This window comes from Actinomadura atramentaria DSM 43919 (genome assembly GCF_000381885.1).
Classification (GTDB): Bacteria; Actinomycetota; Actinomycetes; order Streptosporangiales; family Streptosporangiaceae; genus Spirillospora; species Spirillospora atramentaria.
This window is the reverse complement of sequence record NZ_KB907209.1, coordinates 504,115-530,258: the sequence shown is the minus strand read 5'-3', so window position 1 is coordinate 530,258 and position 26,144 is coordinate 504,115. Positions and strand designations below refer to the sequence as shown.

Below are 26,144 nucleotides of genomic sequence, written 5' to 3'. Positions count from 1 at the left end.
ACGGGCCGTCGAGAAAGGAAAACCGGCGGCCGCCTGTGGATAACCCTCAGCCGCGCAGCGTCTCCACGTCCGCGCGGAACCGCGCGTACCGGGCCAGTTCCTCGCCGATCGGCCGGATGACCTTGGCGTCCGCGAGCCGTTCGATGCGTTCGCGCATGTGGCGTTCCAACCGTTCGCCGTGCTTGGCGGACGACAGCGCCGCCATGTTCCGGCACGCCGCCGACGTCAGCCAGCCCATGCCCAGCATGCAGACGGCGAGGACGGCGATGTACGGGATCAGCCCGGCGTCGCCCAGCAGCCGGTTCGTCCCCGAGTCCGCCCCGATGATCGCATACACGACGAGCACGCCGATCCACCCGAGCCCGAGCACGGTGGCGAGCGCGAGGAAGTACTGCCACGTCTTCACCAGCCACCACCAGCGCGGCACCTGGTTGAAGCCCGGCAGCACGTCGCGCAGGGACGAGCCGAGCGCCTCCGGCAGGTCGTGCGCGTGGGTGCGCGCGGCGGCGCGGACGGACCGCGCCCACGCCTCGGGCAGCGCGTCGGCGTACCCCTCGGTCACCTTGACCAGGGCGTTGTCCACGTCGCCCTGCTGCGCGCCGACCGGCCCGGTGAACGCGCCGCGCAGCTCGTCGCGCAACTCGGTGAGCCGCATGCGGCGCAGCGGGTCGCTGCGCAGCCGGGCGATCAGGGCGTGGACGGGCCAGCCCACGAAGTCGGCGGCGCGCAGCTCGTAGGCGCTCTCCATCGCCTCGGCGACGGCGGGCGCCCCGGCCGCGTCGGTCAGCTCCCCGACGAGCTCGTCGCGCTTGGCGGCGGGCACGGCGGTGGGCGGCTCCTCGTCGGAGCGGTGGACGAGGAACCGGTCCGCGAGCCGGTCGAGGTCGGTGGCGAGCCGCGCCGCCCCGGCCTCGCGCGCCGCGACGGTCTCGGTGAGCACGGTGCGGAGCCCGTCGATGCCGTCCGCCGCGACCGCCGACGTGGTGATGATCTTCGGCTTGGCCAGGCCCTCGGCCTCCAGCAGGCGGCGCAGGTCCGCGACGCAGTCGTCGACCTCGCCGGGCTGGAGCTTGTCGACCTGGTTCAGGACGATCAGCGTGACCGCCGCGTACCGGGCGAACGGGACGATGTAGTTGCGGTGCAGGGCCGCGTCCGCGTACTTCTGCGGGTCCACGACCCAGACCAGCAGGTCCGCGATCGTGACGAACCGGTCGACCTCGGCGCGGTGGACGGCCTGGATGGAGTCGTGGTCGGGCAGGTCGATGAGCACCAGCCCCTGCAGCGACTGGTCGGCGCGGTTGTCCAGGGCGCTGGCGCGGGCGTAGCGGTGGCGTTTGTCCACGTCGAGCCAGTCGAGCAGCGGCCCGGCCCCGTCCAGCCCCCACACGCAGGCGTGGGCCTTGGACGTCATCGGCCGCCGCACGCCGGTCGGCGACAGGTCGAGCCCGCAGACGGCGTTGAACAGCGACGACTTGCCGCTGCCGGTGCCGCCCGCCAGCGTCACGACGGTGTGGTCGCCCGACAGCTTCAGCCGCTGCCCGGCGCGGTCCAGCAGGACGCGGGCGTCGTCGAGAAGAGCGCGGTCGACGCGGTCCTCGCCGTCGGCCGCGAGCCGCGCGAGGCCGTCGAGGCGGGCGCTCAGCGCGGCCGCGCCGGCGGGCTCGGCCCGGGCGGACTCCGCCGGGAGCGCGGAGGTGGTCATCGGGCGGCCTCCAGGGTGCGGGCGGCCTGCAGGAGGCGCGCGGGGACGGTCTGGTCGGGGATGCCGGCCGCGTCCAGCGCCTGGCCGAACCTGATCGCCTCCTCGTCGAAGATCATGCCGATGCGGCTGCGCAGGTCGGCGCGGGCCTTGGCGCCCATGCCGCGCAGCGACTCGGCCCCGAAGAGGGCTTTGAGCAGGCGTTGCGGGACGGCGCTGGTGCCGGCCTCGACGGCGACGTCGGAGGTGCCGAAGCCGAGCAGCCCGATCATCAGGACGAGCGAGACCGCCTCGGCGTCGAACGAGACGAGCTTGGCGACCGAGCGCTTGGTCACGCCCTCGGTGCGGACCAGCTCCTGCACGTGGTCCTGCCAGGAGCTGACGGCCCGGGTGACGCGCCGCGCCAGCTCGGGCGAGGCGGTGCCGAGCGCCGAGGACGGCCGGGCCAGCACGGGCCCGCCCGCCGGGTGCTCCCGCCAGCCCGCCAGGACCTGCTCGGCGGCGTGCTCGGCGGACGAGACGATGAGCGATTCGAGCCCGGCGCGCAGCGCGGACTTCAGCGCGCGGACGCGGCTCGGGCTGCGGTGCCGCCGCGCGCCGCGCTTGGCGCCCTTGCCCCGGCCGCGGACGCGGAGCGAGCGCAGCAGGTCGCCGGTGCCCGCGAAGTCCTGCCAGCGGGCGAGCACCTCGCCGCGCAGCAGGGAGCCGTTGCGGGTGGCCTCGTCCAGTTCGGCGAGCGCGGTGCCGTAGGCGCCCTCCACGATCCGGGCCAGCTCGGCGCGCTGCTCGGCCTGCGCCTCGACGTGCCGGGCGATCTCCGGGACGCGGGTGCGGAAGCTGTCCAGCACGGCGGCGAGCGTCTCGGACACCACGACCTCGCGGTCGGCGGCGCTCTCGGCGACGCCGGTGAGCCAGCCGCGGACCTCCTCGACGGCCTCCTCGGGCAGGCGGCTGTCCTCGATGCGGGTCTCGGGGACGGTGAAGCGGCGGGCGGTGCCGATGCCGCGCTCGTCCAGCATCGTCTGGAAGTGCTCGACCACCTCGGACCCCGCGCCCTGCGGGACGCGCGACAGCACGACGCCGATGGTGGCGCCGTTGTCGCGGGCGCGGCCGATCATGTCCCAGACCTGCGCGTCGGCGTAGCGGGCGGCGGTGGTGACGCACAGCCACAGGTCGGCGGCGGCCATCAGCTTGGTGGCGAACTCGTAGTGGTCCTCGAAGACCGAGTCGAAGTCGGGGCTGTCGAGCAGGGCGAGGCCGGGCGGCAGGGACTCGCTGGCGATGACGACGAGCTGGTCGCCCGCGATGGCGTCGGGCGCGGGGCCGCGGACGCGGCCCATGCCGGGCAGCAGCGGGCCTTCGAGGAACCAGTCGGCGTGGTCGGGGTGGCAGACCAGGATCGGGCTGCTGGTGGTGGGCCGGAGCACGCCGGTGGCGCTGACGCGGGTGCCGACGAGCGTGTTGACCAGCGTGGACTTGCCCGCGCCGGTGGAGCCGCCGAGGACGACGAGCATCGGCGTCCCGGCGGCCTGGACGCGCGGCAGGACGTAGTCCTCGAGCTGGTTGCCCAGTTCGGAGCGGGCTTCGCGGGCGTCCTCGACGCCGGGCAGGTCCAGGACGAACTCGAACGCGCCGAGCCGTTCGCGCAGGGCGGTGAGCGCCTCGGTCAGGGCGCGCTGGCGGACGGTCAGCGAACCGGGCCGGACCGTGCCCGCGCCGGTCCGGGCGACGGCCTCGGTGCGGACGGCGGGCGCGGGCACCGCGGGCTCGGCGGGCTCTCCGGCGGCGGTGCTGTTCGTCTCGACGGGGCGGTCCTTGTCTGGTGTCTCGGCGGGCGCGCCCGGCCCGTCGGGGTCGGCGGCGCCGTCCTGGACGGCGCTTCGGTCTGCGGGGGAGGTCACGGATCCCGTCCCAAGTCGGCTCGCAACGTGTCGATCTCCTGTGCCACGGTGACGACGTCGCCCACGATCGCTATCGCCGGTGGCCGGACTCCGGCGGCGCGCATCTCGCCCGCGACCGTCGCCAGGGTCGCCGTCAGCGAACGCTGGCCCGGGAGCGTCCCCTCCTGCACCACGGCGACCGGCGTGTCGGACGACCGACCATAGCCTATGAGGGCTTCGGTGATCAGTTCCATGCGCTCGACGGCCATCAGCAGCACGAGCGTGCCCTTGGACGCGGCGAGCGCGGCCCAGTCGACCGTGGACGCGGGGTGTCCGGGCGGGACGTGCGCCGACACGACGTGGAACTCCTGCGACACGCCGCGGTGCGTCACCGGCACCCCGGCCGCGCCGGGGACGGCGACGGCGCTGGTGATGCCGGGGACGACCGTCACCGGGACGCCGTGCCGGGCGCAGTGCAGGGCCTCCTCGCCGCCGCGTCCGAAGACGAACGGGTCGCCGCCCTTGAGCCGCACGACGAACCTGCCCTGCTTGGCGTGCTCCACGAGGTAGTCGTTGATGCTCTCCTGCGGGACGGTGCGCCCGTAGGGGATCTTGGCGGCGTCGATCACCTCGACGTCCGGGGCCAGCTCGTCCAGCAGCTCGCGGGGCGCGAGCCGGTCGGTCACGACGACGTCGGCCATCGCCAGGAGCTGCCGCCCCCGGACGGTGATCAGCCCGGGGTCGCCGGGCCCGCCGCCGACGAGCGCGACGCCCACGGGCTTGCGCCGCGAGTGCCGGGACGCCAGGCCGCCGTCGCGGACGCCGTCCACGATGGCGTCGCGGAGCCCGGCCGCGCGGCGCGGGTCGCCGCCGGACAGCACGCCGACGGTGGTCTCGCCGACCTGGCCGCTGGCGGGCGTCCAGCCGGGCGAGGCGTCGGCGTCGTCGGCGCGGACCGACCAGATCCGCGCGGTCTCGGCCTCGGCCACGACGGCGGCGTTGACCTTGCCGTCGTCGGTGACGGCCTGCACGAGCCACGCCCCGGCGCAGTCGCCGCGCTCGTACGTCCGGCGGTGCCAGGTGAGGCGGCCCGCCGCGACCAGGTCCTCCAGGGACGGCGTGATCTCGGGCGACACCAGGACCACGTCGGCTCCGGCGGCCAGCAGGGCGGGCACGCGGCGCTGGGCGACGCGACCGCCGCCGACGACGAGGACGCGTCGTCCGGCGAGCCGGAGTCCGAGCAGGTACGGGGGCACGGCGTGGGTCTCTCGATCAGTCTGGACGGTCGTTCTCGGACGAGCGTGACGGACATGGTTCTTTGCGCATAAAGGTACTCGGAACGGCGGGTCGATGGAGAGCGCCGGAGCCGCCGATGTGCGGCACCGGCCCATACCGTGACCAGGTCGTTACGACTCCTCCCGCTTGTCGGCGACGCCCGCCGCGTCGAACGTGGCGACCTCGTGCAGGACCCGGACGGCCGCCTGCACGAGCGGCAGCGCCAGCAGCGCGCCGGTGCCCTCGCCGAGCCGCAGCTCCAGGTCCACCAGCGGCCGGACGCCCAGATGCGCCAGCGCGGCGGCGTGGCCGGGCTCGGCGGAGCGGTGCCCGGCCACGCAGGCGGCGACGGCGTCGGGGGCGAGCGCGGCGGCGGCGAGCGCGGCGGCCCCGGCGATCACCCCGTCCAGCAGGACGGGCACGCGCAGCGCCGCGCCGCCCAGGATGTACCCGGCGAGCGCGGCGTGCTCCAGCCCGCCGACCTCGGCCAGCACCGTCAGCGGGTCGGCTCCGGCGGGCAGCCGCTCCAGCGCGCCCGCGACGATCGCGACCTTGCGGGCGTGGGTGTCGGCGTCGATGCCGGTGCCGAGGCCGGTGACGTCGGCGGCGGGCCGCCCGGTGAACGCGGCGATCAGCGCGGCGGACGCGGTGGTGTTGGCGATGCCCATGTCCCCGGTGACCAGGCAGCGCGCGCCGTCCGCGACGAGCGCGCGGGCGACCTCGACGCCCGTCGCGACGGCCCGGCGGACCTGCTCGGGCGTCATCGCGGGCCCGGCGGCCAGGTCGGCGGTGCCGCGCGCGATCTTGCGGTCCAGCAGGCCGGGCGCGGCGGGCAGGTCGGCGGCGACGCCGACGTCCACGACGGTGACCGAGGCCCCGACCTGCCCGGCGAACGCGTTGACGACCGCGCCCCCGGCCAGGAAGTTGGCGACCATCTGCGCGGTGACCTCCTGCGGCCACGGCGAGACGCCGCGCGCGTGGACGCCGTGGTCGGCGGCGAAGACGGCGACGGCGGCGGGCTCGGGCGGCGGGGGCGGGCACTGCCCGGCGAGCCCGGCGAGCCGGACGGACACGTCCTCCAGGACGCCGAGGGAGCCGGGCGGCTTGGTGAGCCGGTTCTGCAGGTCGCGGGCGTCGCGGATCGCGGCGTCGTCGGGCGGCGTGATCGCGGCCAGGGTCTCCTGGAGCGGGTCGGCGGGCATCGGGGGCTCCTTGCTCTGCGGGGGTCAGACGCCGAGGTCCGCGAGGACCTTCAGCAGGCCGTCGTGGGCGGCGCGGTCGCGGACGGCGATGCGCAGCCAGTCGGGGCCGAGGCCGGGGAAGGTGTCGCCGCGCCGGACGGCGTAGCCGCGCTGGCGCAGCAGCGCGCGGATGCCGAGGGCGTCGGGCACCCGGACGCACAGGAACGAGGCGCGCGCGCCGGGGACGACGTGGATGCCGCGCCCGGTCAGCTCGGCGGCCAGCCGGTCGCGTTCGCGGCCCATCGCGGCGGCCCACGCGTCCGCCTCCGCGACGGCCGCCGGCGCGCAGCACGCCTCCATCGCGGCGAGCGCGGGCGTGGACACGGCCCACAGCGGCTGCGCGTCGGCGAGCCGGGCGACCAGCGCGGGCGCGGCCAGGACGTATCCGGCGCGGAGCCCGGCCAGGCCCCACGTCTTGGTGAGGCTGCGGATCACCGCGACGCCGGGCGGGAGCGCGCCGGCCAGGCTCTCGGGCTCGCCGGGGACGCAGTCCATGAACGCCTCGTCCACCACGACGAGGCGGCCGGGCCGGGCCAGCGCCGCGACGGCGGCGGCCGGGTGCAGCACCGACGTGGGGTTCGTCGGGTTGCCGATCATGACGAGGTCGGCGTCCTCGGGGACGGCGGCGGGGTCCAGCGCGAAGTCCCCGCCGAGGACGACCCGGTCCACGGCGTGCCCGGCGGCGCGCAGCGCGGCCTCCGGCTCGGTGAACTGGGGGTGGACGACGACGGCGCGGCGCGGCGCGAGCACCCGCGCGAGCAGCACGAACGCCTCGGCGGCCCCGGCGGTCGGCAGCACCTCGGCGGGCGCGCGGCCGTGCCGGGCGGCGACGGCGGCGGTCGCGGCGGTCGCGTCGGGGTAGGCGGCCAGGTCCGCGACGGACGCGCGGACCCGCTCGGCGAGCCACTCCGGCGGCGTCCCGGTGCGGACGTTGACGGCGAAGTCGACGAGCCCGCCGCCCACCTCGGCGTCGCCGTGGTGGCGCAGGTCGATCCCGGGGGCGGTCACGGGGTGGCCTCCGTCGAGTAGAGCAGCGCGTTGACGGCCGCGGCGGCGACGGCGGAGCCGCCCTTCTCCGAGACGTTGCTGACCTGCGGCAGCCCGCTGGCGCGCAGCGCCTCCTTGGCGGCGGCCGCGTCCACGAACCCGACCGGCAGCCCCACGACCAGCGCGGGCCGCACGTCCCGCGCGATGATCTCCCGCAGCGCGGCGGGCGCGGACCCGACGACCCACAGCGCGCCCGGCCCGACCTCGGCGTAGGCGTTGCGGACGGCGGCGGCCTCGCGGGAGATCCCGGCGGCGCGGGCGAGCCGCCCGGTGTCGGGGTCGGCCAGCGCGCACACCGCGCGGCGGGCGGTGATCCCGGCGACGACCATGCCCTCGTCCGCGACGATCGGCGCGCCCGCGCGCAGCGCGGCCAGGCCGCGGCGCAGGTCGTCCTCGCGGGTGACGACATCGACGGCGTACTCCAGGTCGGCGCTGACGTGGATGATCCGCTCGGTCACCGCCCGCCACAGCGGGGGCATCGGGGAGAGGTCGACGCGGGACCGCAGGATCTCGTACGACCGGACCTCGATCGGGTGGGGCTGGCGGACGGTCACCGGTCCCTGCCTTTCAGTTCGTGGACGGCTCGGGCCGGGGCGGGCCCGCGAGCGCGGCGGTGGCGCGGGCGGCCGCGGTCCGGCCGACGAGCAGTACCGCGCGTCCCAGGGTATGGGCGGACCGCAGGGCGGCGGCCTCCGCCACCGAGGGTGTGCCGGTCCGCGCGCGGACGGTCTCGGACGGGTTCGGGACTGCGACGGCCGCGAGGTCGGCGGCGGCGTGGCCGTCCACGGGCACGCCGAGCGCCCGCGCGAGCGCGGTGACCGGCGGCGCGTCCGCGCGGGCGGCGAGGGTCGCGAGCCGGGCGACGTCGCGGCGGTCGGCCCCGGCGACGGCCAGGACGTGGTCGACGAGCGCGGCGAGTTCGGCGGGCGTCGCGGCGGACGACAATCCGACGCCGACGACGAGCCGCCTCACCACGGCACCTTCACCACGGGGCCCTCACCACGGGGCCCTCACCACGGCGCCTTCACCACGGCGCCCTCACCACGGTTCCGCCAGGGTCTCGACGCGGCGGGCGGGGGGCGCGGCCGGGCGCTGCGGGACGCCCCGGCCGGGCTCGCGGTCGCCGCAGACGACGTACGCGTGCTCGGGCGCGCGCCGAGGCCCGTCCGCCTCGGTTCCGGTCGTGAGGGAGATCGTCTCGACGGCGAAGCCCGCCGCGCGGAACGCGTCCGCCGCCGCCTCAGCGGGCTCGGGGGCCGCGTGAACGGCGACGGCCGTGCGCAGCGCCCGCGCCGCGCACCGGGCGGCGAGACCGGCGTCCCCGGTGACGACGACCGCGTCCGGCTCGGGCAGGTGCGCCAGCACGGCGGGCGACGAGCCGCGCGCGACGGCGGCCTTCACCCGGTGCGCGGCGACGTCGGCGCGGATCGCCGCGCGGGCGGCCCGGTCGGCGGCGACGGCGACGGCCGCCGCGCCGAGCCGGGCGCACTCGACGGCGACGGGCCCGGCCGCGTCCCCCGCGTCCCACACCAGGTCCCCGACGCGCGGCCCGACCCGGGCCAGGACCAGCGCGCGGACCGCCGCCGGGGCGGCGGGCCGGGCGAACGCGGCGGCGGGCAGCGCCCAGCCCGCCGGGCCGGGCGGCGTCCCGGCGAGCCACGACGGCTCGTCGAACCGCCCGAACGGGTCCAAGACGAGCACGAGCTGCGGGTCGCGCCACGGCCGCGTCGTGGCCTCGGCGGGCCGGACGCGCTCGATCCGCTCGGCGGGGCCGTCCAGGTCCTCGCAGACGACGAACGTGCGGGGCGTCACCGGGAACAGTTCCCGGGCCAGCTCGGCGGGCCCCGCCGCCGGGCCGGTGAGCACGGCGACCTTGCGGTGCGCGCGGCACGCGTTCGCGGCGCGGCGCAGCCCGCCGTCGCGCGCCGACACGACCAGGGCGTCGGCGTCGCTCAGCCCGGCCCGCGCGAACGCCCGCGCGGCGAGCACGGCCGGCGAGCCCTGCGGGGCGCTCATCCGGCCGGGGCCGACCGCCCGACCATGCCGGTCATGCGTCCGGCGGCGTCGACCAGCACGACCTGCACGGCGACGGCGGCGTCGAGGCGGTCGACGACGCGGCGGCACAGCTCCCGGCCGCACACGCCGAGGACCCCGGCGGCGGCCCACAGCGCCCGCGCGTCCTCGCCGGGGCCGGGGACGGGCGCGTCCATCGCGGCGGCGACGTCCGCCAGGACCGCCGCGCGCGAACCGCCCGCCGGTCCGGCGGCGTCGGCCAGCTCGGCGAACCCGCCGATCACGACGACCTGCGCCGCCCCCGCCGCCGCGTCCCGGACGGCGGCGGCGAGCGCGGCCGCGCCGACGTCGGCGAACCGCGCGGCGGACAGGCGCGGGAGCATCGCGCGGGCGGCGTCCCCCGCGCCCTCCCCCACGCACAGGACGAACGGCTGGTCGGCGGCGGCCGCGCCGGGCGCGGCGGTGGATGCGGTCATGCCGTCGAGCTTGGTGCGGGCGGGGCCACCGCGCCCTCAGGCGCGCCGGGCAGGTCCCGCGCGAGGTCGTTCGCGATCAGCCCGAACACCACCTGGTCGTGGTGCGCGCCGTCGGGGGTGCGCTCCGCGCCGCGCGCCCGGCCCTCCCGCAGGAACCCCGCGTTCTCGGCGACGCGGATCGAGGCGTGGTTGGACGTGAGCGCGCGCAGCTCCACCCGGTACAGGCCGCGCTCGTGCAGCGCCCACCGGACGACGAGCTTCAGCGCCTCGGTCGCGTACCCGCGCCCCCGCCACCTGGGCCGCAGGCCGTACCCGACCTCGCAGGTGAGCTGGGCCCAGTCGACGCGGAACAGCCCGATCGTCCCGGCCAGCGCGCCGCTCGCCGCGTCCAGGACGGCCAGGTGGACGCCGAGGCCGAGCCGCTGCGGCTGGTGGACGCCGGTCTCGAACCACCAGGCGAGCTTGTCGGCGTCCAGGTCGCGGGGGAAGTTCGGCGGGAGCCAGTCCTCCCCGGCGCGCAGGACGGCGATGTAGTCCTCGGCGTCGTCGAGGCCGAACGGCCGCAGCAGCACCCGTTCGCCGCGCAGGGTCACGGGCGGGTCGAACCGTTCGGTCATGCGCACTCCTCCACCAGGCGTCTCGCGAACCAGGGCGTCGCGGCCCAGTGCAGGTGCAGGTAGGACGCGACGCACGCGCCGCGCACGAACCCCTCCGGCCCCGTCGGGGACCACTGCCAGGCCGCGGCGGGTCCGTGGCCGGGCGTGGCCCGAGTGCGGTGGAACTCGTGGCCGCGCACCCGTTCGCCGGTCCGGGCGACCGCCGAGTCGGCGACCGCCACGGCGGCACGGTAGCCCAGTGTGAGACGCGGCGCCATCGACGCGGAGACATCGGGCAGAACCCCGCACATCGGGGCGCCGTCGAGTTCGCGGGCGAGGTACAGCAGCCCGGCGCACTCGGCGTAGACGGGCGCGCCGGACGCCGCGAGCGCGGCCACGCTCGCGCGCAGCGGCGCGTTCGCCGACAGCCCGGCGGCGTGGACCTCGGGGAACCCGCCGCCGATGACGAGCGCGGCGGTGCCCGCCGGCAGCTCTTCGTCCCGCAGCGGATCGAACCGCACGACCCGGGCCCCCGCCGCCGCCAGCAACTCCTCGTTCTCGGCGTACCCGAACGTGAAGGCAGGCCCCCCGGCCACCGCCACCACCGGCTCCCACCCCCGACCGCGCGCCCCCGCCCCGCGCGCGGCCGGGCCGGGTCCGTCGCCGTAGGGCGCAGCAGTCGGGCGTGCCGTGTCCGGTGCGCTCATGGTGAGGGCGGTTTGCGGGGTCCAGGGTTGTGCGGTGAGGGGTGGGGCGGTGCGGGCGAGGGCGAGCAGGGCGTCGAGGTCGCAGGTCGCGGCGACCAGGTCGCCCAGGCGGCGCACGGCGGCGACGGCGTCCGCGCCGCGTTCGGCCGCCGGGACGAGCCCGAGGTGCCGCGACGGCGCGGCCACGTCGTCGCGGCGGCGCAGCGCGCCCAGCACCGGAAGACCCAGCCCCGCGACGGCCTCGCGGCACATCGCCTCGTGCGCGTCCGAGCCGACCCGGTTCAGGATCACCCCGCCGATGCGGACGCGCCCGAACGTCGCGAACCCGTGGACGAGCGCCGCCACCGACCGTCCGGCCGCCGCCGACGCGTCCACGACGAGCACGACGGGCGCGGACAGCAGCCGCGCGACGTGCGCCGTCGAGGCGAAGTCGCCCCCGGAGTCCCCGCCGGACCCGCCCGGCATGACGCTCGAAGCCCCGTCGTACAGGCCCATCACGCCCTCGATCACCGCGACGTCCGCCCCGGCCGCGCCGTGCAGGAGCAGCGGGGCCAGCGCGTCCTCCCCGCACAGCCAGGCGTCCAGGTTGCGGCCGGGCCGCCCGGCGGCGAGCGCGTGGTAGCCGGGGTCGATGTAGTCGGGGCCGACCTTGTGCGGGGAGACGCGCAGGCCGCGCGCGGCGAACGCGGCCATCAGCCCGGTCGCGACGGTCGTCTTGCCGCTGCCGGAGGACGGGGCCGCGACGACGAGGCGGGCTACCACTCGATGCCTTTCTGCCCCTTCTGCCCCCGGTCCATCGGGTGCTTGACCTTGGCCATCTCGGTGACGAGGTCGGCGAAGTCCAGCAGCCGCGGGTCGGCGTCCCGGCCGGTGATGACGACGTGCTGGTCGCCGGGCCGGTCGCGCAGCACCGCGACGACCTCGTCCACGTCGATCCAGCCCCACTTCATGGGATAGGTGAACTCGTCCAGGACGTACAGCCGGTACGTCTCGGCGGCCAGGTCCCGCTTGATCTGCTCCCAGCCCTCGCGGGCGTCGGCGGCGTGGTCTTCTTCACTGCCGGGCTTGCGAATCCACGACCAGCCCTCGCCCATCTTGTGCCAGGTCACGGTGCCGCCCGCGGCCGCCTCGCCGAGGGCGCGCAGCGCGGCCTCCTCGCCGATCCGCCACTTGGCGGACTTGACGAACTGGAAAACCCCGACCGGCCAGCCCTGGTTCCACGCCCGCAGCGCCAGCCCGAACGCGGCCGTGGACTTGCCCTTCCCGGGACCGGTGTGGACGATCACCAGCGGCCGGTTGCGGCGCGCCCGCGTGGTCAGCCCGTCGTCGGGGACGTTCTCCGGCTTGCCCTGCGGCATGGTCGTTCTCCTAATGTCGGGGGGGTGTCAGGCGGCGCGGCGGTCGCGGACGACGCCCGCGAGCGACCCGGCGGCCAGGTCGTCCAGCCGGACGGTCTCCGCGCCCAGCCGCGCGCCGAGCGCCGCCGCCAGCCCGAGCCGCACCGGCCCGGACTCGCAGTCCACGACGACCGCCGCGCCGTCCGCGAGCACGCCCGCCAGCGCGGCAGCCGCCGGGGCCGGGTCGGGGCCGTGCGTGGCGCGGCCGTCGGTGACGACGACGAGCAGCGGCCGCCGCGCCGGGTCGCGCAGCCGCTCGGCGGCGAGGACGCGGGCCGCGCGCAGCAGCCCCGCGCTCAGCGGCGTCCGGCCGCCGGTCGGCAGCCGCTCCAGCCGCCGCGCGCCCGCCTCGACCGACGACGTCGGCGGCAGGACCAGCTCGGCGTCGGCACGGCGGAAGGTGACGAGCCCGACCTTGTCGCGGCGCTGGTACGCGTCCAGCAGCAGGCTGAGCACCGCGCCCTTCACGGCGGTCATGCGGCGGCGCGCGGCCATCGAGCCGCTGGCGTCCACGACGAACAGCACCAGGTTGCCCTCGCGCCCGTCGCGGACGGCCGCGCGCAGGTCGCCGCGCCGCACGGCCAGGCCCGCGCCGGTGCGGCCCCGGGACCGCTGGTGCGGCGCGGCGGCGCGCAGCGTCGCGGGCAGGTGGACGTCGCGCAGCCGCCCGTCGCCGGGGACGGGCCGCGCGCCGGACACGCGGCCGTGCGGGCTGCGGGACCGGGAGCGGCGGCCGGGCGCGCCCGCGCCGAGGCCGGGGACGGTGAACAGGCGCGGGGTGAAGCGGGCCCCGGCGGGGGCGGGCTCGGCGTCGCCGCCCGTGTTTGAACCCGCGCTTGAATCCGCGCCGCCGCGCGCGTCCACGCGCTCGGCGTCCGGGTCCTCGCCCGCGCCGACGCCCGTCTCGGGAACGGGTTCGGCGTCGGAGTTCTCGCCCGCGCTCTCGCCGTCGCCGGTCTCGGCCGCGTCGCCGGACGCGGGCGGCGGGACGGAGCCCGACGCGGAGTCGCCCGGCGCCGAGTCGTCCGGCGCGTCCCCGCCCGGCCCGCCGCCGTCCGGCCCGCCCGGCCCGTCGTCCGGCGGCTCCGGCTCGTCCGCGTGCTCGTCCAAGATCTCGTCGAGCCGGTCCCGGTCCAGCCCCGGCGCGTCGAACGGGTCGCGCCGCCGCCGGTGCGGCAGCGCGAGCCGCGCGGCGGTCCGCACGTCGTCGGCGGTGACCGCGTCCCGCCCGTGCCAGGCGGCCAGCGCGAGCGCGGCGCGCGCGGTGACGAGGTCGGCCCGCAGCCCGTCCACCTCGAACGCGGCGCAGACGGCGGTGATCCGCCGCAGCGCCGCGTCGGTCAGCGCAACGCCCGGCAGCCGGTCGCGGGCGGCGGCGATGCGCGCGGCCAGCTCCCGTTCGGCGCCCGCGTAGCCCGCCTCGAACCCGGCCGGGTCGTCCTCGAACCGCAGCCGCCGCCGCACGACCTCGGCGCGCTCGGCGGGATCGCGGGTCGCGGCGACCTCGACGGTCAGCCCGAACCGGTCCAGGAGCTGCGGCCGCAGCTCGCCCTCCTCGGGGTTCATCGTCCCGACGAGCAGGAACCGGGCCGCGTGCCGCACCGACACGCCCTCGCGCTCGACGTGGGACTCGCCCATCGCGGCCGCGTCCAGCAGCAGGTCGACCAGGTGGTCGTGCAGCAGGTTGACCTCGTCCACGTACAGCACGCCCCGGTGCGCGGCGGCGAGCAGGCCGGGCTCGAACGCGGTGACGCCCTCGGTGAGCGCGCGCTCCAGGTCGAGCGAGCCGGTCAGCCGGTCCTCGGACGCGCCGACGGGCAGTTCCACCAGCCGCGCCGCGCGCGCCTCGGCGGCGGCGCCGTGCGGCCCGTCCGGGCAGCGCGGGTCGGGCGCGGCGGGATCGCAGGAGAACCGGCAGCCCGCGACGACCGGCACCGGCGGCAGCAGCGCGGCGAGCGCCCGCACGATCGTCGACTTGGCGGTGCCCTTCTCACCCCGCACCAGCACGCCGCCGACACGCGGCGACACGGCGTTGACCAGCAGCGCCAGTTTGAGGTCGTCCATGCCGACGACCGCGGAGAACGGATAGCGCGCGTCGCTGGATGAGGCCATGCCTCGATGTCCTTCCCTCGGGTGTCCACGCCCGTTGGCGGCCTGCCGACGGCCGGAGTCTCCTGGCTCCCGGCTCGCCGCCGCCCCCGGCCTTCCGGCGTTTCCGCCGTGGCTTCGTCGAGGGAGGCTCCCCGGTCACAGTTGCGGGACAGCCCCGGATTTCCACCGGGTTCCTCCGCGTCCGTCGCAGGCAAGGATCGCACACCCGCGTCCGGAAGGAACCGGTAGGAGGGCGTCAGGGCAGTTCAACAGGCTTACACCCGAGAAGGGGGGTTCAGTCCCGAGGGATCACGAACCACACCGCCTTGCCCGGACCGGGCTCGCCGAGGCGCGCGACGGCGGACGCCACGCCCCACCGGCCGTCCGACAGCTCGCGGACGATGCTGAGCCCGCGCCCGCAGTCGCCCGACGTCCACGAGTAGCCGGGCAGCCGGGCGGCGGTGTCGCGGTCGAACACCGCGCAGCGCAGCTCCCCGGCGGGGCCGCGCGTCAGCCACAGCTCGTGCGGGCCGGGCGCGGTCGCGTGCTGGTGGGCGTTGGTGGCCAGCTCGCTGACCATCAGCCGGGCGTCGCCGCGCTCCCCGGCCGACAGGCCGAGCGCGGCCAGGACGCCGTCGAGCGCGGCGCGCGCGTGCCGGGCGCACTCGGGGCCGTCCGGCAGCGTCCACGCCCAGTCGGGGGGCGGGGGCGGCTCGGCCGCGGCGGAAGCACCGGGTTCACCGCTCGTTTCGGTGGTCTGGGCTGTGACTTTCACGGGGGCCGTCCTCCCGCTCGGAACGCCGGAGTCGGTTTCCGGCAACTCGTAACATTGCGTTCCCGAGCCGTCACGCGACAGCGTCTCGTGAGAATCTCACCGGCGCAACTGCCTTCGCCACATTGGTCCGCCGAGTTCGCCGGGGCGCGCGGATCGCCGTGGATTCCGGCAATCGCGTTGTGCGCGCGGCCCCCGCCGTAAAGACTCGACGACCATGAACTACCGGCCTACTGTGCGCGGCCGCCGGCTGGCCCGGGAACTCCGCAAACTGCGGGAGGAGCAGCGGCTCACGCTGCAGGACGTCGCGGACCGCCTCGCCTGGTCGCGCGCCACGGTCTCCCGGCTGGAGACCGGGCAGACGCGTCCGAAACCCGACGACGTCGCCGCGCTGCTCGACCTGTACGGCGTCCCGAGCCCCGACCGCGACGCGCTGCTGACGCTGGCCCGCGAGGCCGGGCAGCGCGGCTGGTGGACGGCCTACGCGGACGTGTTCGCGGGCAGCTACGTGGCGCTTGAGGACGACGCGTCCGACATCCGGACCTGGGACCCGCAGCTCATCCACGGCCTCCTGCAGACCGAGGACTACGCGCGCGCCGTCATCACCGCGGGCCGCCTGCTCCCCCACCGCGACCAGATCGAGCGCCGCATCGATGCCCGCCGCATCCGCCAGGGCCTGCTGGACCGCCCGGACGCGCCGCGCCTGCACATGATCGTGGACGAGGCGGTGCTGCGCCGCCCGATCGGCAGTCCGGCGGTGATGCGGGCGCAGTTCGAGGCGCTGCTGGTCGCGGGGCGGCGGCCGCTGGTGACGGTACAGATCCTCCCTTTCGCCCGTAAGGAACATGCCGGACTTGACGGACGTTTCACCATTCTTTCGTATCCAGACCCCGCAGACCCCGATATCGCCTACGTCGAAGGGACGATGGGCGACGTTTACATCGAAAGCAGTGCGGAAATAGCAAAGCACAGGGAACGTTTCCGTCTGATCGAGGAGGCGTCCCTGAGCCCCGAGGAGTCCGCGCACCTCATCACCGAGGCGACAAGGAGCAGCACGTGAACCATCTCCAGCGCGAACTCGCCGACGCCGCGTGGCGCACGTCCTCGCACAGCGGCAGCGGGGACCAGTGCGTCCAGGTGGCGGACCTGGCCGGCGCCCGGCGCGCCGTCCGGGACTCCAAGGACCCCGGCGGCCCCCTGCTGGTCGTGTCCCGGACCGGCTGGAACGCCCTGCTCGACGCGGTCCGCGCGTCCTGACCGGGCACGAGCGCGCGGCCCGCCGGACGGTGCTCCGCCCGGCGGGCCGCCCCGGCCCGGCCTTCCACCGAAACTAGAACGCGTTCTACCATGCACGGGCGACCCGCGAACCGGAAGGACCGCCCGTGACCGAGGACCTCAGGATCGGCGTCAACGTCGGCTACTGGCAGCGCGACGCCGACGACCAGACCGACACCGTGCTCGCCGCCGAACGCCTCGGCTACGACGCGGTGTTCACCGCCGAGGCGTACGGCTCGGACGCCTTCACCCCGCTGACCTGGTACGCCGCGCGCACCAGCCGCATCAAGCTCGGCACCGCCGTCGCGCAGATCTCCGCGCGCACCCCGGCCGCCACCGCGATGCACGCCCTCACCCTGGACGCGCTGTCGGGCGGGCGGATGCTGCTCGGGCTCGGCGCGTCCGGGCCGCAGGTCGTCGAGGGCTGGTACGGCGTGCCGTTCCCGAAGCCGCTCGCCCGCACGCGCGAGTACGTCGACATCGTGCGCCGGGTCTGGCGGCGCGAGGAGCCCGTCACCAGCGCCGGGCCGCACTACCCGCTGCCGCTGCCCGGCGGGACGGGCCTCGGCAAGCCGCTGAAGTCGATCGTCCACCCGCTGCGGCCCGAGATCCCCGTCTACCTCGGCGCGGAGGGCCCGAAGAACATCGCGCTCGCCGCCGAGATCGCGCAGGGCTGGCTGCCGCTGTTCGTGGACCCGCGGCGGATCGACGCGCTGTTCGGGGACTCCCTCGCGCACCGGCCGGACGGCTTCGACATCGCCGCGACCGTCACCACGATCGTCACCGACGACCTCGCGGGCGCGCTGGAGATCGCCAAGATCCCGCTCGCCTTCTACATCGGCGGGATGGGCGCGAAGGACCGCAACTTCCACCTCGACCTCATCGGCCGGCTCGGCTACGCCGAGGAGGCCGAACGGGTGCAGGAGCTGTTCCTGGACGGCCGCCGCGCCGAGGCCGTCAAGGCCGTCCCCGACGAGCTGGCCGACGCGATCTCGCTGCTCGGCCCGCTCGGGCGGATCTCCGAGCGGCTGGCGCTGTGGCGCGACAGCCCCGTCACGACGCTGCTGTTCGCGGGCGTCCGCGACGAGCCGACGCTGCGCGCGCTGCGCGACCTCGTCCGGGGCTGAGCCGGTCGCGGGGTGGGCGGTGCCACAGCCGCGCGGCGGAATGATCGAATGGGAGGCGACGCTGAACGGAGTGTCCGCGACCGGCGGACCACCGCGACTGGAAGAGGGACACACGATGTCCACGCAGGCCGACGCCGCACGGCTGCTCGTCCGCATCCTGGAGGCCGAGGGCGTCGAGTACGTCTTCGGCATCCCCGGCGAGGAGAACATCCACTTCGTCGATGCGCTCCGCGAGTCCTCGATCCGCTACGTCCTCGTCCGCCACGAGCAGGGCGCGGCGTTCATGGCGGAGATCTACGGGCGGCTGACGGGCCGCGCCGGGGTGGCGTCGGCGACGCTCGGGCCGGGCGCGATCAACCTGCAGCTCGGCGTCGCGGACGCGCAGACCAACAGCACGCCGGTCGTGGCGATCTCCGCGCAGGTCGGGCTGGACCGCATCTACAAGGAGTCGCACCAGATCGTCGACCTGGTGTCGCTGTTCCGGCCGATCACCAAGTGGTCGGAGCTGGCGCCGACCGCCGAGGCGCTGCCGGAGATGGTGCGCAAGGCGTTCAAGGTCGCGCAGACCGAGCGGCCCGGCGCGGTGTACCTGGCGATCCCCGAGGACGTGGAGTCCGCGCCGGTCCCGGCGACGCTGGCGCCGCTGAAGGTGGACGTCGTCCGGCCGCAGGAGCCGTCGCCCGCGCAGATCGCCCGCGCCGCCGACGTCATCGCGATGGCGCAGCGGCCGATCGTCCTCGCGGGGCACGGCGCGACGCGCGCGCACGCGGGCGAGGCGCTGGTGCAGTTCGCCGAGCGGCTGGGCGTGCCGGTCGCGACGACGTTCAACGGCAAGGGCGTGTTCCCTGACGACCACCGGCTCGCGCTGGGCGCGGTCGGGTTCATGCGGCACGACTACGCGAACTTCGGCTTCGACCTCGCGGACGTCCTCATCACCGTGGGGTACGAGCTGCAGGAGTTCGACCCCGTCAAGATCAACCCGAACGCGGACAAGAAGATCCTGCACATCCACTCCGGCCCCGCCGAGGTGGACGACCACTACCCGGTGTCGGTCGGCGTCCAGGGCGACATCTCCCGGACGCTGCGGCAGCTCGCGGACGCCGTCCACCGCCGCTTCGACGGCGCGGGCGCGGGCGAGAAGATCCGCAGGATGCTCCGCGCCGAGCTGGAGCAGGGCCGCGAAGAGAACGGCTTCCCGCTGTCGCCGCGCCGCGTCGTCTCCGACATCCGCGCGGCGATGGGCCGCCACGACATCGTCCTCGCCGACACGGGCGCGGTGAAGATGTGGATGGCGCGGATGTACCCGACGTACGAGCCGAACACGCTGCTGGTGTCCAACGGGCTGTCGTCGATGGGGTTCTCCGTGCCGGGCGCGGTCGCCGCCAAGCTCGCCCGCCCGGACCGGCGCGTCCTCGCCGCGACGGGCGACGGCGCGTTCCTGATGAACTCCCAGGAACTGGAGACCGCCGTCCGCGAGAACATCCCGATCACGGTGCTGATCTGGGAGGACGGCGCGTACGGGCTCATCGGCTGGAAGATGGACCTCGAACTCGGCCGCAGTTCGAACATCACGTTCGGCAACCCCGACTTCGTCGCCTACGCGGAGAGCTTCGGCGCGCGCGGCTACCGCGTGACGTCCGCCGACGAGCTGCTCCCGACCCTGCGCAAGGCGCTGTCGGACGACGGCGTCTCGGTGGTGACGGTCCCGGTCGACTACAGCGCCAACCTGGAACTCACCGACAAGCTGGGCGAACTGACCGACCCCTTCTAACCCCGCGCCCGCGACTCGCGTGGGGTGAACCGCCGTCTCGGCCGGGCGGTTCACGCCACGCAGATGATCTCGCCGTGGGTCACCGAGAACCAGCCCGCGTCGTCGGCCGCCCACTCCTTCCACCCCGCGTAGATCGCCGCCAGTTCCTCGCGCGTGGCGTGGCCCCCGGCCACCGCCGTCTCCGCGACGTGGGACCGCACCATCCGCCCGCCCCACGACTCGCTCCACCACTCGCGCTCCTCCGGCGTCGCGTAGCACCACGACGACGAGGACGCGGCGACGTCGGCGAACCCGGCGGCGCGCGCCCACGCGACCAGGCGGCGGCCCGCGTCCGGCTCGCCGCCGTTGCCGCGCGCGACCGGGTAGTAGACGCGCAGCCAGTCGTCCATGCCGGGCGGGTTCGGGTACCAGATCATGCCGCCGAAGTCGGCCTCGCGGACGGCGACGACGCCGCCGGGCCGGCACACCCGCCGCATCTCGCGCAGCGCCCCGACCGGGTCGGGGACGTGCTGCAGCACCTGGTGTGCGTGGACGACGTCGAAGGAGTCGTCGGCGTACTCCAGCGCGTGGACGTCCGCGACGGCGAACTCGACGTTCGTCGCGCCCCGTTCGCGGGCGGCGCGCGCGGCCTCGTCCAGCACGGCCTCGGCCGCGTCCACGCCGACGACGCGGCCGGGCGCGACGCGTTCGGCGATGCCCGCGGTGATGGTGCCGGGCCCGCACCCGACGTCCAGCACGGACGCGCCCGGCACCAGGTGGGGCAGCAGGTGCGCGGCGGAGTTCTCGACGGTCCGCCACTGGTGGGAACTCAGCACGGTCGCGTGGTGGCCGTGGGTGTACGTGCTCATGGTCGGGGCCCTTCCTCCGAGGTCCGGTGGACGTCTCCGACCCTAGACCCGCTGCCCAGTATTTGAGAATAGGATCTCATTATTTGAGACGAGGCGATGTTTGGTGCGGTATGTGATGATGTGACGCATGAGTGCGGAGGTAACCGACTTCACCCGGCCCGTCTCGGCCCGCGTGTGGAACTACTGGCTCGGCGGCAAGGACCACTACGCCGCCGACCGGCGCGCCGGCGACGAGGTCGCCCGGCACGTCCCCGGCATCGCCGCCGCCGCCCGCGCCGACCGGCGCTTCCTCGGCCGCGCCGTCCGGCTGCTCGTCGAGGACGCGGGCGTCCGCCAGTTCCTCGACGTCGGCACCGGCCTGCCCACCGCCGACAACACCCACGAGATGGCGCAGCGCCTGGCGCCCGACGCGCGGATCGTGTACGTCGACAACGACCCGCTCGTCCTCAGCCACGCCCGCGCGCTGCTGACCAGCACGCCCGAGGGCGCGACGAGCTACGTGGACGCCGACGCGCGCTCGCCCGAGGCGGTCCTGCGCGCGGCGGCCCGGACGCTGGACTTCGACCGGCCGGTCGCGCTGATGCTGCTGGCGATCGTCCACCTGATCACCGACGACGCCGAGGCCGCCCGGATCGTCCGCACGCTCGTGGACGCGCTCCCCTCCGGCAGCTACCTCGTCCTGACCCACGCCTGCCTGGACGTCGAGGCGACGCGGACGGCGATGGACGTCTGGAACGAGTCCGGCACCCCGCACCCCATCCGGGCGCGCGGCCGTGCCGAGATCGGAACGTTCTTCGACGGCCTCGACCTGCTGGAACCGGGCGTCGTGACGTGCCCGCGCTGGCGACCCGGTCCGGACGGAACCGACTTTCCCGACGAGGTCATGACGTTCGGCGGAGTAGCCCGCAAACCCTGACCAATGCCGCTAGGGTGCCGATGATCTTCTTCCTCGGAGGCGCCCCGTGCCGCACATCGACCTCGGCAACGACCTGCCCGGACTGCCGTCGCTGCTCGCCTACGCGCCGGAGACCGCGGGCCCGCTGCGGGCCCTCGCCGAGGCGCTGCTTCGCGGCCCCGGCCCGCTGTCCCTGGGCGAGCGCGAGCTGATCGCCGCGCACGTGTCGGAGCTGAACGAGTGCCGTTTCTGCGCGTCCTCGCACGGCGCGTGCGCGATCGAGCAACTGGACGACGGCGCGGACGTCCTCGCACGCGTCCGCGCCGACCCGGACACCGCGCCGATCACGCCGCGCCTGCGCGCCCTGCTGCGCCTAGCCGAAGCCGTCCGCGAGAGCGGCCACACGGTCACGCCCGAGACCATCGACGCCGCCCGCGCCGCAGGCGCCACCGACCGCGAAATCCACGACACGGTCCTCATCGCCGCCGCATTCTGCATGTTCAACCGCTACGTCGACGGCCTGGCCACCCAAACCCCCACCGACGACCGCGCCTACACAACGATGGCCCGCGCGCTCATCACCAACGGCTACACCTGACCCGGTCGCCCGCACCCCCGCCAACGGCCATGCAACCACCGCCGACCGAACCACCCCCACCCACACGGGGAAAACCCGTCGTAGACAAGGCGCGCCTGATCCCGGTCCGACACACCCCCGCCTGCGCGGGGAGAACACGCCGTTGCGGGTCGCCGCCTTGAACCGCTCCGGCACACCCCCGCCTGCGCGGGGAGAACCGCCTCGACCCGCCGAGCGGGTGGGGTCGGATCGGCACACCCCCGCCTGCGCGGGGAGAACGCCGCCTCCTGGCTGACCCCCGCCCGGAGCGCCGGCACACCCCCGCCTGCGCGGGGAGAACCAGCTCCAGGTCGGCCGTGGCCCTGGCCTCCTGGGCACACCCCCGCCTGCGCGGGGAGAACGTCAGGGTGGTCCAGGACCCAGGCCCACACCGCGGCACACCCCCGCCTGCGCGGGGAGAACACTTCGCGACCTGCGGCTGAGCGGGGCCGTTACCAGTTTGATGCCGGAAGTGGGTCGGAAGCTGTCGCCTTATGTCGGTGATTCTACGACGGTGGGAACGGGACGGGGCTGTTCTTGCGAGCCGCCACGGCTCGACGCCTCGGGGGTTCGGTCATGGGCTCGGTTCGGTGGTGGCTGGGAGTGGGCGGCGCGGGTGGGCGGTGGTCTGGCTGGCGCGGCTGGCGCGCGGTGCTTGAGATGATCTGCGCTCACTTCTCGGTTTCCACGGCCGAATCGACGGGAGACGCCTACGCTCTGAGATCGAACCGTTCCCCGGCGTGAGAGGTGGGAGATTCCGTGACGCCCCCCAAACAGCTCGACCCCAGTGCGTCCTTCCCCCAGCACTACGGCTGGCGCATCCGGACGAACCGGGATGAGAAGGAATGGACCCTGGAACAGCTCGGCGAGAAGATCGCTTGCAGCAAGTCCCAGGTCAGCCGCTTCGAGCACGGCGAGGCGGTCCCCGACCGCGCGACGGCCAAGCTCCTCGACCTCGCGTTCGGCACGACGTACTTCAGCGAGCACCAGGAGGTCGCCGAGCGCGAGACGATCCCGCCGCCCGCACGATCGCTGGCCGAACACGAAGCGCGAGGACGCACCGCGCGCGAGTACGCCCTGGGCGGCATGCCTGGACTGCTCCAGTCGGAGGCCTACATCCGGTCACTCGTGGCCGGAGGCATCACGCCCGAGGCGATTGAGTCCATCGTCGCCGAGCGCCTGCGGCGGCAGGGCGTCCTCGACCGGACGGAACCGCATCCGCTCCGGCTGACCACGCTCATCGACGAGGTCGCCCTTCGCCGGATGCCGGGCGGCCCGAACGTCGAGCGGGAGCAGATCGCCCATCTCATCGAGCGCGCCGAGCAGCCCAACATCACCATCCAGGTGATCCCCTTTCACACGAAGGGATACCTCGGCTTGGAAGCCGGTCCTTTCACCGTGATCGAGGACGCCAAGGACAGCCGTCTCGTCGCCTGGCGCGAGGGAACGGCGGGCACCGGTGAGATGACGAACGACGCCACGACCATCCGGAAGCTGTGCGAGGCCTACGATTCCATCCGGACGGTGGCGCTGCCCACCGACCTGACCATCCAGCTTCTCCGGACGATCCAGGAGTCTTTCGAATGACCGACTTCACCCCGCGCAACTGGCGTAAGTCCTCCCACTCGGGCAGCAGCCACGGCAACTGCGTGGAGATGGGCTCGGCGGACGGCAAGGTCGGCATCCGCGACAGCAAGAACCCCACCGCAGGCCACCTCACCCTCACCCCCGCCACGGCCGCCACCCTCCTCGCCCACGTCAGAACCCTCTGACGCACTCGACCGAGGCCCCTTCCCCGAATCCCGGGAAAGGGGCCTCGCCACATCACCCCCCCGGATGTCAGACTCAAGACCATCGGCGATGACTCCCCAGAAACCGGGAGACACCATGACCCCGCGCAACTGGCGCAAGTCCTCCTACTCCGGCGGTAGCCACGGCGACTGCGTGGAGATGAGCTCGGCGGACGGCAAGGTCGGCATCCGCGACAGCAAAGCGCCCCACGCTGGCTGCCTCGTCCTCGGCCCGGCCACAGCCGCCACCCTCCTCGCCCGCATCAAGACCCTCTGACCGATCCCGAAAAGGCCCTTCCCCGCGTACCCGCTGGAGGGGCCTTGTCGTGTGTGCTGGTCGGGGCGGCGGGTGGGCGCGTGGATTCGGTGGTGTGCCCCGTCTCCGCATCCGGGAGCGCGGGGAATACCCTGGCGCCGTCCCCCGTCGCGCCGGTCACACGCGTGCGCGGCGGCGGGCGATGACGCGTTCGCGATCGGGTGATCCCCGAAGCCTGGAGGTATACGAGGGTGCCAGTCCTTGACGAGAAACTGCACGACGTCTACGACGAGGTCCTGCGCCGCAACCCCGGCGAGCTGGAGTTCCACCAGGCCGTCCACGAAGTGCTGGGCAGCCTCGGGCCGGTGGTGGCCAAGCACCCCGAGTACGCGGACGCGCAGATCATCGAGCGGCTCTGCGAGCCCGAGCGGCAGATCATCTTCCGCGTGCCGTGGCTGGACGACGCGGGCCGCGTCCAGATCAACCGGGGCATGCGCGTCGAGTTCAACTCCGCGCTCGGTCCGTTCAAGGGCGGCCTGCGCTTCCACCCGAGCGTCTACCTGGGGATCGTCAAGTTCCTCGGCTTCGAGCAGATCTTCAAGAACTCCCTGACGGGCATGCCGATCGGCGGCGGCAAGGGCGGCTCGGACTTCGACCCCAAGGGCCGCTCGGACGCGGAGATCATGCGGTTCTGCCAGTCGTTCATGACGGAGCTGTACCGCCACATCGGGGAGTACACCGACGTCCCGGCGGGCGACATCGGCGTCGGCGGCCGCGAGATCGGCTACCTGTTCGGCCAGTACAAGCGCATCACGAACCGCTACGAGTCCGGCATCCTGACGGGCAAGGGCCTCACCTGGGGCGGGTCGCAGGTCCGCACGGAGGCGACCGGCTACGGGACGGTCTTCTTCGTGGACGAGATGCTGCGGACGCGCGGCGAGTCCTTCGACGGCAAGCGCGTGGTCGTGTCGGGCTCCGGGAACGTCGCGCTGTACGCGATCGAGAAGGTCCACCAGCTCGGCGGCACCGTCGTCGCCTGCTCGGATTCGAGCGGCTACGTCGTGGACGGCAAGGGCATCGACCTCGACCTGCTCAAGGAGGTCAAGGAGGTCCGCCGGGGCCGCGTCGCGGACTACGCCGAGGCGCGCGGCGGCGACGCCCGCGTCGCGGCGGACGGCTCGATCTGGAACGTGCCGTGCGACATCGCGCTGCCCTGCGCGACGCAGAACGAGCTGAACGGCTCGGACGCCGCCGCGCTCGCCGGGAACGGCTGCCTGGCCGTCGGGGAGGGCGCGAACATGCCCGCGACGCCCGACGCCGTCGAGGTGTTCGCCGAGGCGGGCGTGCTGTTCGGGCCGGGCAAGGCCGCCAACGCGGGCGGCGTCGCGACGAGCGCGCTGGAGATGCAGCAGAACGCCTCGCGGGACTCCTGGACGTTCGAGTACACCGAGAACCGCCTGAACGACATCATGCGCGGCATCCACCAGCGCTGCCTGGAGACCGCCGAGGAGTACGGCTCCCCCGGCAACTACGTGGCGGGCGCGAATATCGCGGGATTCACCCGGGTGGCGGACGCGATGCTGGCCCTCGGCGTCATCTGACGTCCAAACGGAGATCAGGTCACAATTCGAGAACGCCGCCCGCCCCGAATCCGTGAATTCGGGCCGGGCGGCGTTTCACGATGATCGCCGTGCGGCGGGACCGGCCCCCGGCTCGGCCCGCGCCGGTCAGGCGGCCGCGGCCACCCGGCGGCGGCGGTGGGCGGGGCGGTGGCGGGCGGGCGGTGCGGGCGGTGCGGACGGCGCGCCGACCGGCAGCGCGACAGGCTCAGGAGCAGGCTCGACCACGGGCCCCACCACGGGCTCGATCACGGCGGCCGGTTCGGCGTAGCCGTTCAGCGCGAGGCCGGACACCGCGCCGAGCCGCGGCTCGACCAGCGTGCGTTCGGCGGGCCCACGGAATCGCGGACGGGTCAGATGGAACGTCTCCCCGGGGACTGTGTCGTTCACTGCTACCCCTTTCCGAGCGCGCCGCGGACACCGGTTCCGAGCGCGCGTCTCACGCCCGGGTCATACCCGGTGACGCGTCAGGAAAAAGCCCGATCCCCCGGCACTTATTCCGTGGCGTGCGTCTCACTGAACACTCACGTTATGGCCTGCCTCCGACATTTCCGCGCCCCGATTCCCGGCGCGGCCGCCGTCCGGGCCGGGCGCGTCGAGGCGGGCGCGGCGGCGCTCCCGCAGCGGCTCGGTGATGTCCAGGAGCGGCGCGGCCAGTCCCGCGTAGAACACGAACGCGAGGAAGAACAGCACCGCCGGGGCGAAGACGAGGGGCATGACGAGGTCCATGCCCCCAGCCTGCGACGATGCGCG

Annotated in this window: 27 protein-coding genes, 1 CRISPR repeat array and 1 riboswitch; of the genes, 10 read left to right on the top strand and 17 right to left on the bottom strand. The window is 75.0% G+C overall.

Annotated elements, in window-relative coordinates; all coding sequences use genetic code 11:
* Positions 1-46: 46 nt before the first annotated feature.
* The 14 genes from G339_RS0106430 to G339_RS0106365 all read right to left on the bottom strand — a co-directional run bounded on the left by G339_RS0106430 (position 47) and on the right by G339_RS0106365 (position 15,197).
* Positions 47-1,702: a GTPase family protein gene (locus G339_RS0106430; RefSeq protein ID WP_019630254.1), complete on the bottom strand. Its 1,656-nt coding sequence runs from the start codon at positions 1,700-1,702 to the stop codon at positions 47-49.
* Positions 1,699-3,600, bottom strand: a complete 1,902-nt coding sequence (locus G339_RS0106425) for a P-loop NTPase family protein (RefSeq protein ID WP_019630253.1) — start codon at positions 3,598-3,600, stop codon at positions 1,699-1,701. Before G339_RS0106425 ends, G339_RS0106430 begins: the two co-directional genes overlap by 4 nt.
* Positions 3,597-4,835 (bottom strand): uroporphyrinogen-III C-methyltransferase, encoded by a 1,239-nt coding sequence (cobA, locus tag G339_RS0106420; protein WP_019630252.1) that lies wholly within the window; start codon positions 4,833-4,835, stop codon positions 3,597-3,599. Before cobA ends, G339_RS0106425 begins: the two co-directional genes overlap by 4 nt.
* A 150-nt stretch (positions 4,836-4,985) precedes the next feature.
* Complete coding sequence (cobT, locus tag G339_RS0106415; RefSeq protein WP_019630251.1) at positions 4,986-6,056, bottom strand: nicotinate-nucleotide--dimethylbenzimidazole phosphoribosyltransferase; 1,071 nt, start codon at positions 6,054-6,056, stop codon at positions 4,986-4,988.
* Between the two features lie 24 nt (positions 6,057-6,080).
* Positions 6,081-7,103 (bottom strand): Rv2231c family histidinol phosphate aminotransferase CobC, encoded by a 1,023-nt coding sequence (gene cobC, locus G339_RS0106410; RefSeq protein WP_019630250.1) that lies wholly within the window; start codon positions 7,101-7,103, stop codon positions 6,081-6,083.
* Complete coding sequence (locus G339_RS0106405; RefSeq protein ID WP_019630249.1) at positions 7,100-7,696, bottom strand: precorrin-8X methylmutase; 597 nt, start codon at positions 7,694-7,696, stop codon at positions 7,100-7,102. Before G339_RS0106405 ends, cobC begins: the two co-directional genes overlap by 4 nt.
* A gap of 13 nt (positions 7,697-7,709) precedes the next feature.
* The gene (locus G339_RS32790) at positions 7,710-8,114 is read right to left on the bottom strand and encodes a cobalamin biosynthesis protein (RefSeq protein ID WP_019630248.1); all 405 of its coding nucleotides are present in this window, start codon (positions 8,112-8,114) and stop codon (positions 7,710-7,712) included.
* 66 nt (positions 8,115-8,180) lie between these two features.
* On the bottom strand, positions 8,181-9,158 hold the full coding sequence (locus G339_RS0106395; RefSeq protein WP_019630247.1) for a hypothetical protein: 978 nt from the start codon (positions 9,156-9,158) through the stop codon (positions 8,181-8,183).
* On the bottom strand, positions 9,155-9,631 hold the full coding sequence (locus tag G339_RS0106390; RefSeq protein WP_019630246.1) for a hypothetical protein: 477 nt from the start codon (positions 9,629-9,631) through the stop codon (positions 9,155-9,157). The genes G339_RS0106395 and G339_RS0106390 overlap by 4 nt, the downstream gene beginning before the upstream one ends.
* Positions 9,628-10,248, bottom strand: coding sequence for a GNAT family N-acetyltransferase (locus tag G339_RS0106385; protein WP_019630245.1), 621 nt, complete (start codon positions 10,246-10,248; stop codon positions 9,628-9,630). The genes G339_RS0106390 and G339_RS0106385 overlap by 4 nt, the downstream gene beginning before the upstream one ends.
* Complete coding sequence (locus tag G339_RS0106380; RefSeq protein WP_019630244.1) at positions 10,245-11,696, bottom strand: cobyrinic acid a,c-diamide synthase CobB; 1,452 nt, start codon at positions 11,694-11,696, stop codon at positions 10,245-10,247. The genes G339_RS0106385 and G339_RS0106380 overlap by 4 nt, the downstream gene beginning before the upstream one ends.
* Positions 11,690-12,292 carry a cob(I)yrinic acid a,c-diamide adenosyltransferase gene (gene cobO / locus G339_RS0106375; RefSeq protein WP_019630243.1) on the bottom strand — a complete coding sequence of 201 codons (603 nt, stop codon included), beginning with the start codon at positions 12,290-12,292 and terminating at the stop codon, positions 11,690-11,692. Before cobO ends, G339_RS0106380 begins: the two co-directional genes overlap by 7 nt.
* Before the next feature lie 27 nt (positions 12,293-12,319).
* Positions 12,320-14,443: a putative cobaltochelatase gene (locus tag G339_RS0106370; RefSeq protein WP_019630242.1), complete on the bottom strand. Its 2,124-nt coding sequence runs from the start codon at positions 14,441-14,443 to the stop codon at positions 12,320-12,322.
* Positions 14,444-14,499: 56 nt separating this feature from the next.
* Positions 14,500-14,618: riboswitch (cobalamin riboswitch) on the bottom strand.
* A 99-nt stretch (positions 14,619-14,717) separates the two neighbouring features.
* Entirely contained in the window at positions 14,718-15,197 is a 480-nt protein-coding gene (locus G339_RS0106365; protein ID WP_019630241.1) for an ATP-binding protein, read from the bottom strand.
* A gap of 214 nt (positions 15,198-15,411) precedes the next feature.
* Between G339_RS0106365 and G339_RS0106360 the strand changes: the two genes are divergently transcribed.
* The 4 genes from G339_RS0106360 (at position 15,412) to G339_RS0106345 (ending at position 19,367) form a co-directional block, all read left to right on the top strand.
* Positions 15,412-16,254 carry a helix-turn-helix domain-containing protein gene (locus G339_RS0106360; RefSeq protein ID WP_033322345.1) on the top strand — a complete coding sequence of 281 codons (843 nt, stop codon included), beginning with the start codon at positions 15,412-15,414 and terminating at the stop codon, positions 16,252-16,254.
* Positions 16,251-16,451, top strand: a complete 201-nt coding sequence (locus tag G339_RS0106355) for a DUF397 domain-containing protein (RefSeq protein ID WP_019630239.1) — start codon at positions 16,251-16,253, stop codon at positions 16,449-16,451. The genes G339_RS0106360 and G339_RS0106355 overlap by 4 nt, the downstream gene beginning before the upstream one ends.
* Positions 16,452-16,576: 125 nt before the next feature.
* Entirely contained in the window at positions 16,577-17,596 is a 1,020-nt protein-coding gene (locus G339_RS0106350; protein WP_019630238.1) for an LLM class F420-dependent oxidoreductase, read from the top strand.
* A gap of 115 nt (positions 17,597-17,711) precedes the next feature.
* Positions 17,712-19,367: an acetolactate synthase large subunit gene (locus G339_RS0106345; RefSeq protein ID WP_019630237.1), complete on the top strand. Its 1,656-nt coding sequence runs from the start codon at positions 17,712-17,714 to the stop codon at positions 19,365-19,367.
* A gap of 50 nt (positions 19,368-19,417) precedes the next feature.
* Here G339_RS0106345 and G339_RS0106340 read toward each other — a convergent pair whose 3' ends face one another.
* The gene (locus tag G339_RS0106340; protein WP_019630236.1) at positions 19,418-20,215 is read right to left on the bottom strand and encodes a methyltransferase domain-containing protein; all 798 of its coding nucleotides are present in this window, start codon (positions 20,213-20,215) and stop codon (positions 19,418-19,420) included.
* Positions 20,216-20,342: 127 nt separating this feature from the next.
* Between G339_RS0106340 and G339_RS0106335 the strand changes: the two genes are divergently transcribed.
* From G339_RS0106335 to gdhA, 6 genes are all read left to right on the top strand, one after another.
* Positions 20,343-21,131 carry an SAM-dependent methyltransferase gene (locus G339_RS0106335; protein WP_026341198.1) on the top strand — a complete coding sequence of 263 codons (789 nt, stop codon included), beginning with the start codon at positions 20,343-20,345 and terminating at the stop codon, positions 21,129-21,131.
* Positions 21,132-21,177: 46 nt separating this feature from the next.
* Positions 21,178-21,708: a carboxymuconolactone decarboxylase family protein gene (locus tag G339_RS0106330; RefSeq protein ID WP_019630234.1), complete on the top strand. Its 531-nt coding sequence runs from the start codon at positions 21,178-21,180 to the stop codon at positions 21,706-21,708.
* Positions 21,709-21,816: 108 nt separating this feature from the next.
* A CRISPR array of direct repeats spans positions 21,817-22,149; the repeat unit is 28 nt; unit sequence GGCACACCCCCGCCTGCGCGGGGAGAAC.
* 336 nt (positions 22,150-22,485) lie between these two features.
* Positions 22,486-23,313 carry a helix-turn-helix domain-containing protein gene (locus G339_RS32785; RefSeq protein ID WP_019630233.1) on the top strand — a complete coding sequence of 276 codons (828 nt, stop codon included), beginning with the start codon at positions 22,486-22,488 and terminating at the stop codon, positions 23,311-23,313.
* Positions 23,310-23,498 (top strand): DUF397 domain-containing protein, encoded by a 189-nt coding sequence (locus G339_RS0106320; RefSeq protein WP_019630232.1) that lies wholly within the window; start codon positions 23,310-23,312, stop codon positions 23,496-23,498. Before G339_RS32785 ends, G339_RS0106320 begins: the two co-directional genes overlap by 4 nt.
* Positions 23,499-23,613: 115 nt before the next feature.
* The gene (locus G339_RS0106315) at positions 23,614-23,793 is read left to right on the top strand and encodes a DUF397 domain-containing protein (RefSeq protein ID WP_019630231.1); all 180 of its coding nucleotides are present in this window, start codon (positions 23,614-23,616) and stop codon (positions 23,791-23,793) included.
* A gap of 230 nt (positions 23,794-24,023) precedes the next feature.
* A complete protein-coding gene (gene gdhA, locus G339_RS0106310) occupies positions 24,024-25,373 on the top strand; it encodes an NADP-specific glutamate dehydrogenase (RefSeq protein ID WP_019630230.1) in 1,350 nt (449 codons plus the stop codon).
* 126 nt (positions 25,374-25,499) lie between these two features.
* Here gdhA and G339_RS38590 read toward each other — a convergent pair whose 3' ends face one another.
* A complete protein-coding gene (locus G339_RS38590; RefSeq protein WP_019630229.1) occupies positions 25,500-25,781 on the bottom strand; it encodes a hypothetical protein in 282 nt (93 codons plus the stop codon).
* A gap of 123 nt (positions 25,782-25,904) precedes the next feature.
* A complete protein-coding gene (locus G339_RS38585; RefSeq protein ID WP_157407374.1) occupies positions 25,905-26,120 on the bottom strand; it encodes a hypothetical protein in 216 nt (71 codons plus the stop codon).
* Positions 26,121-26,144 lie beyond the last annotated feature (24 nt).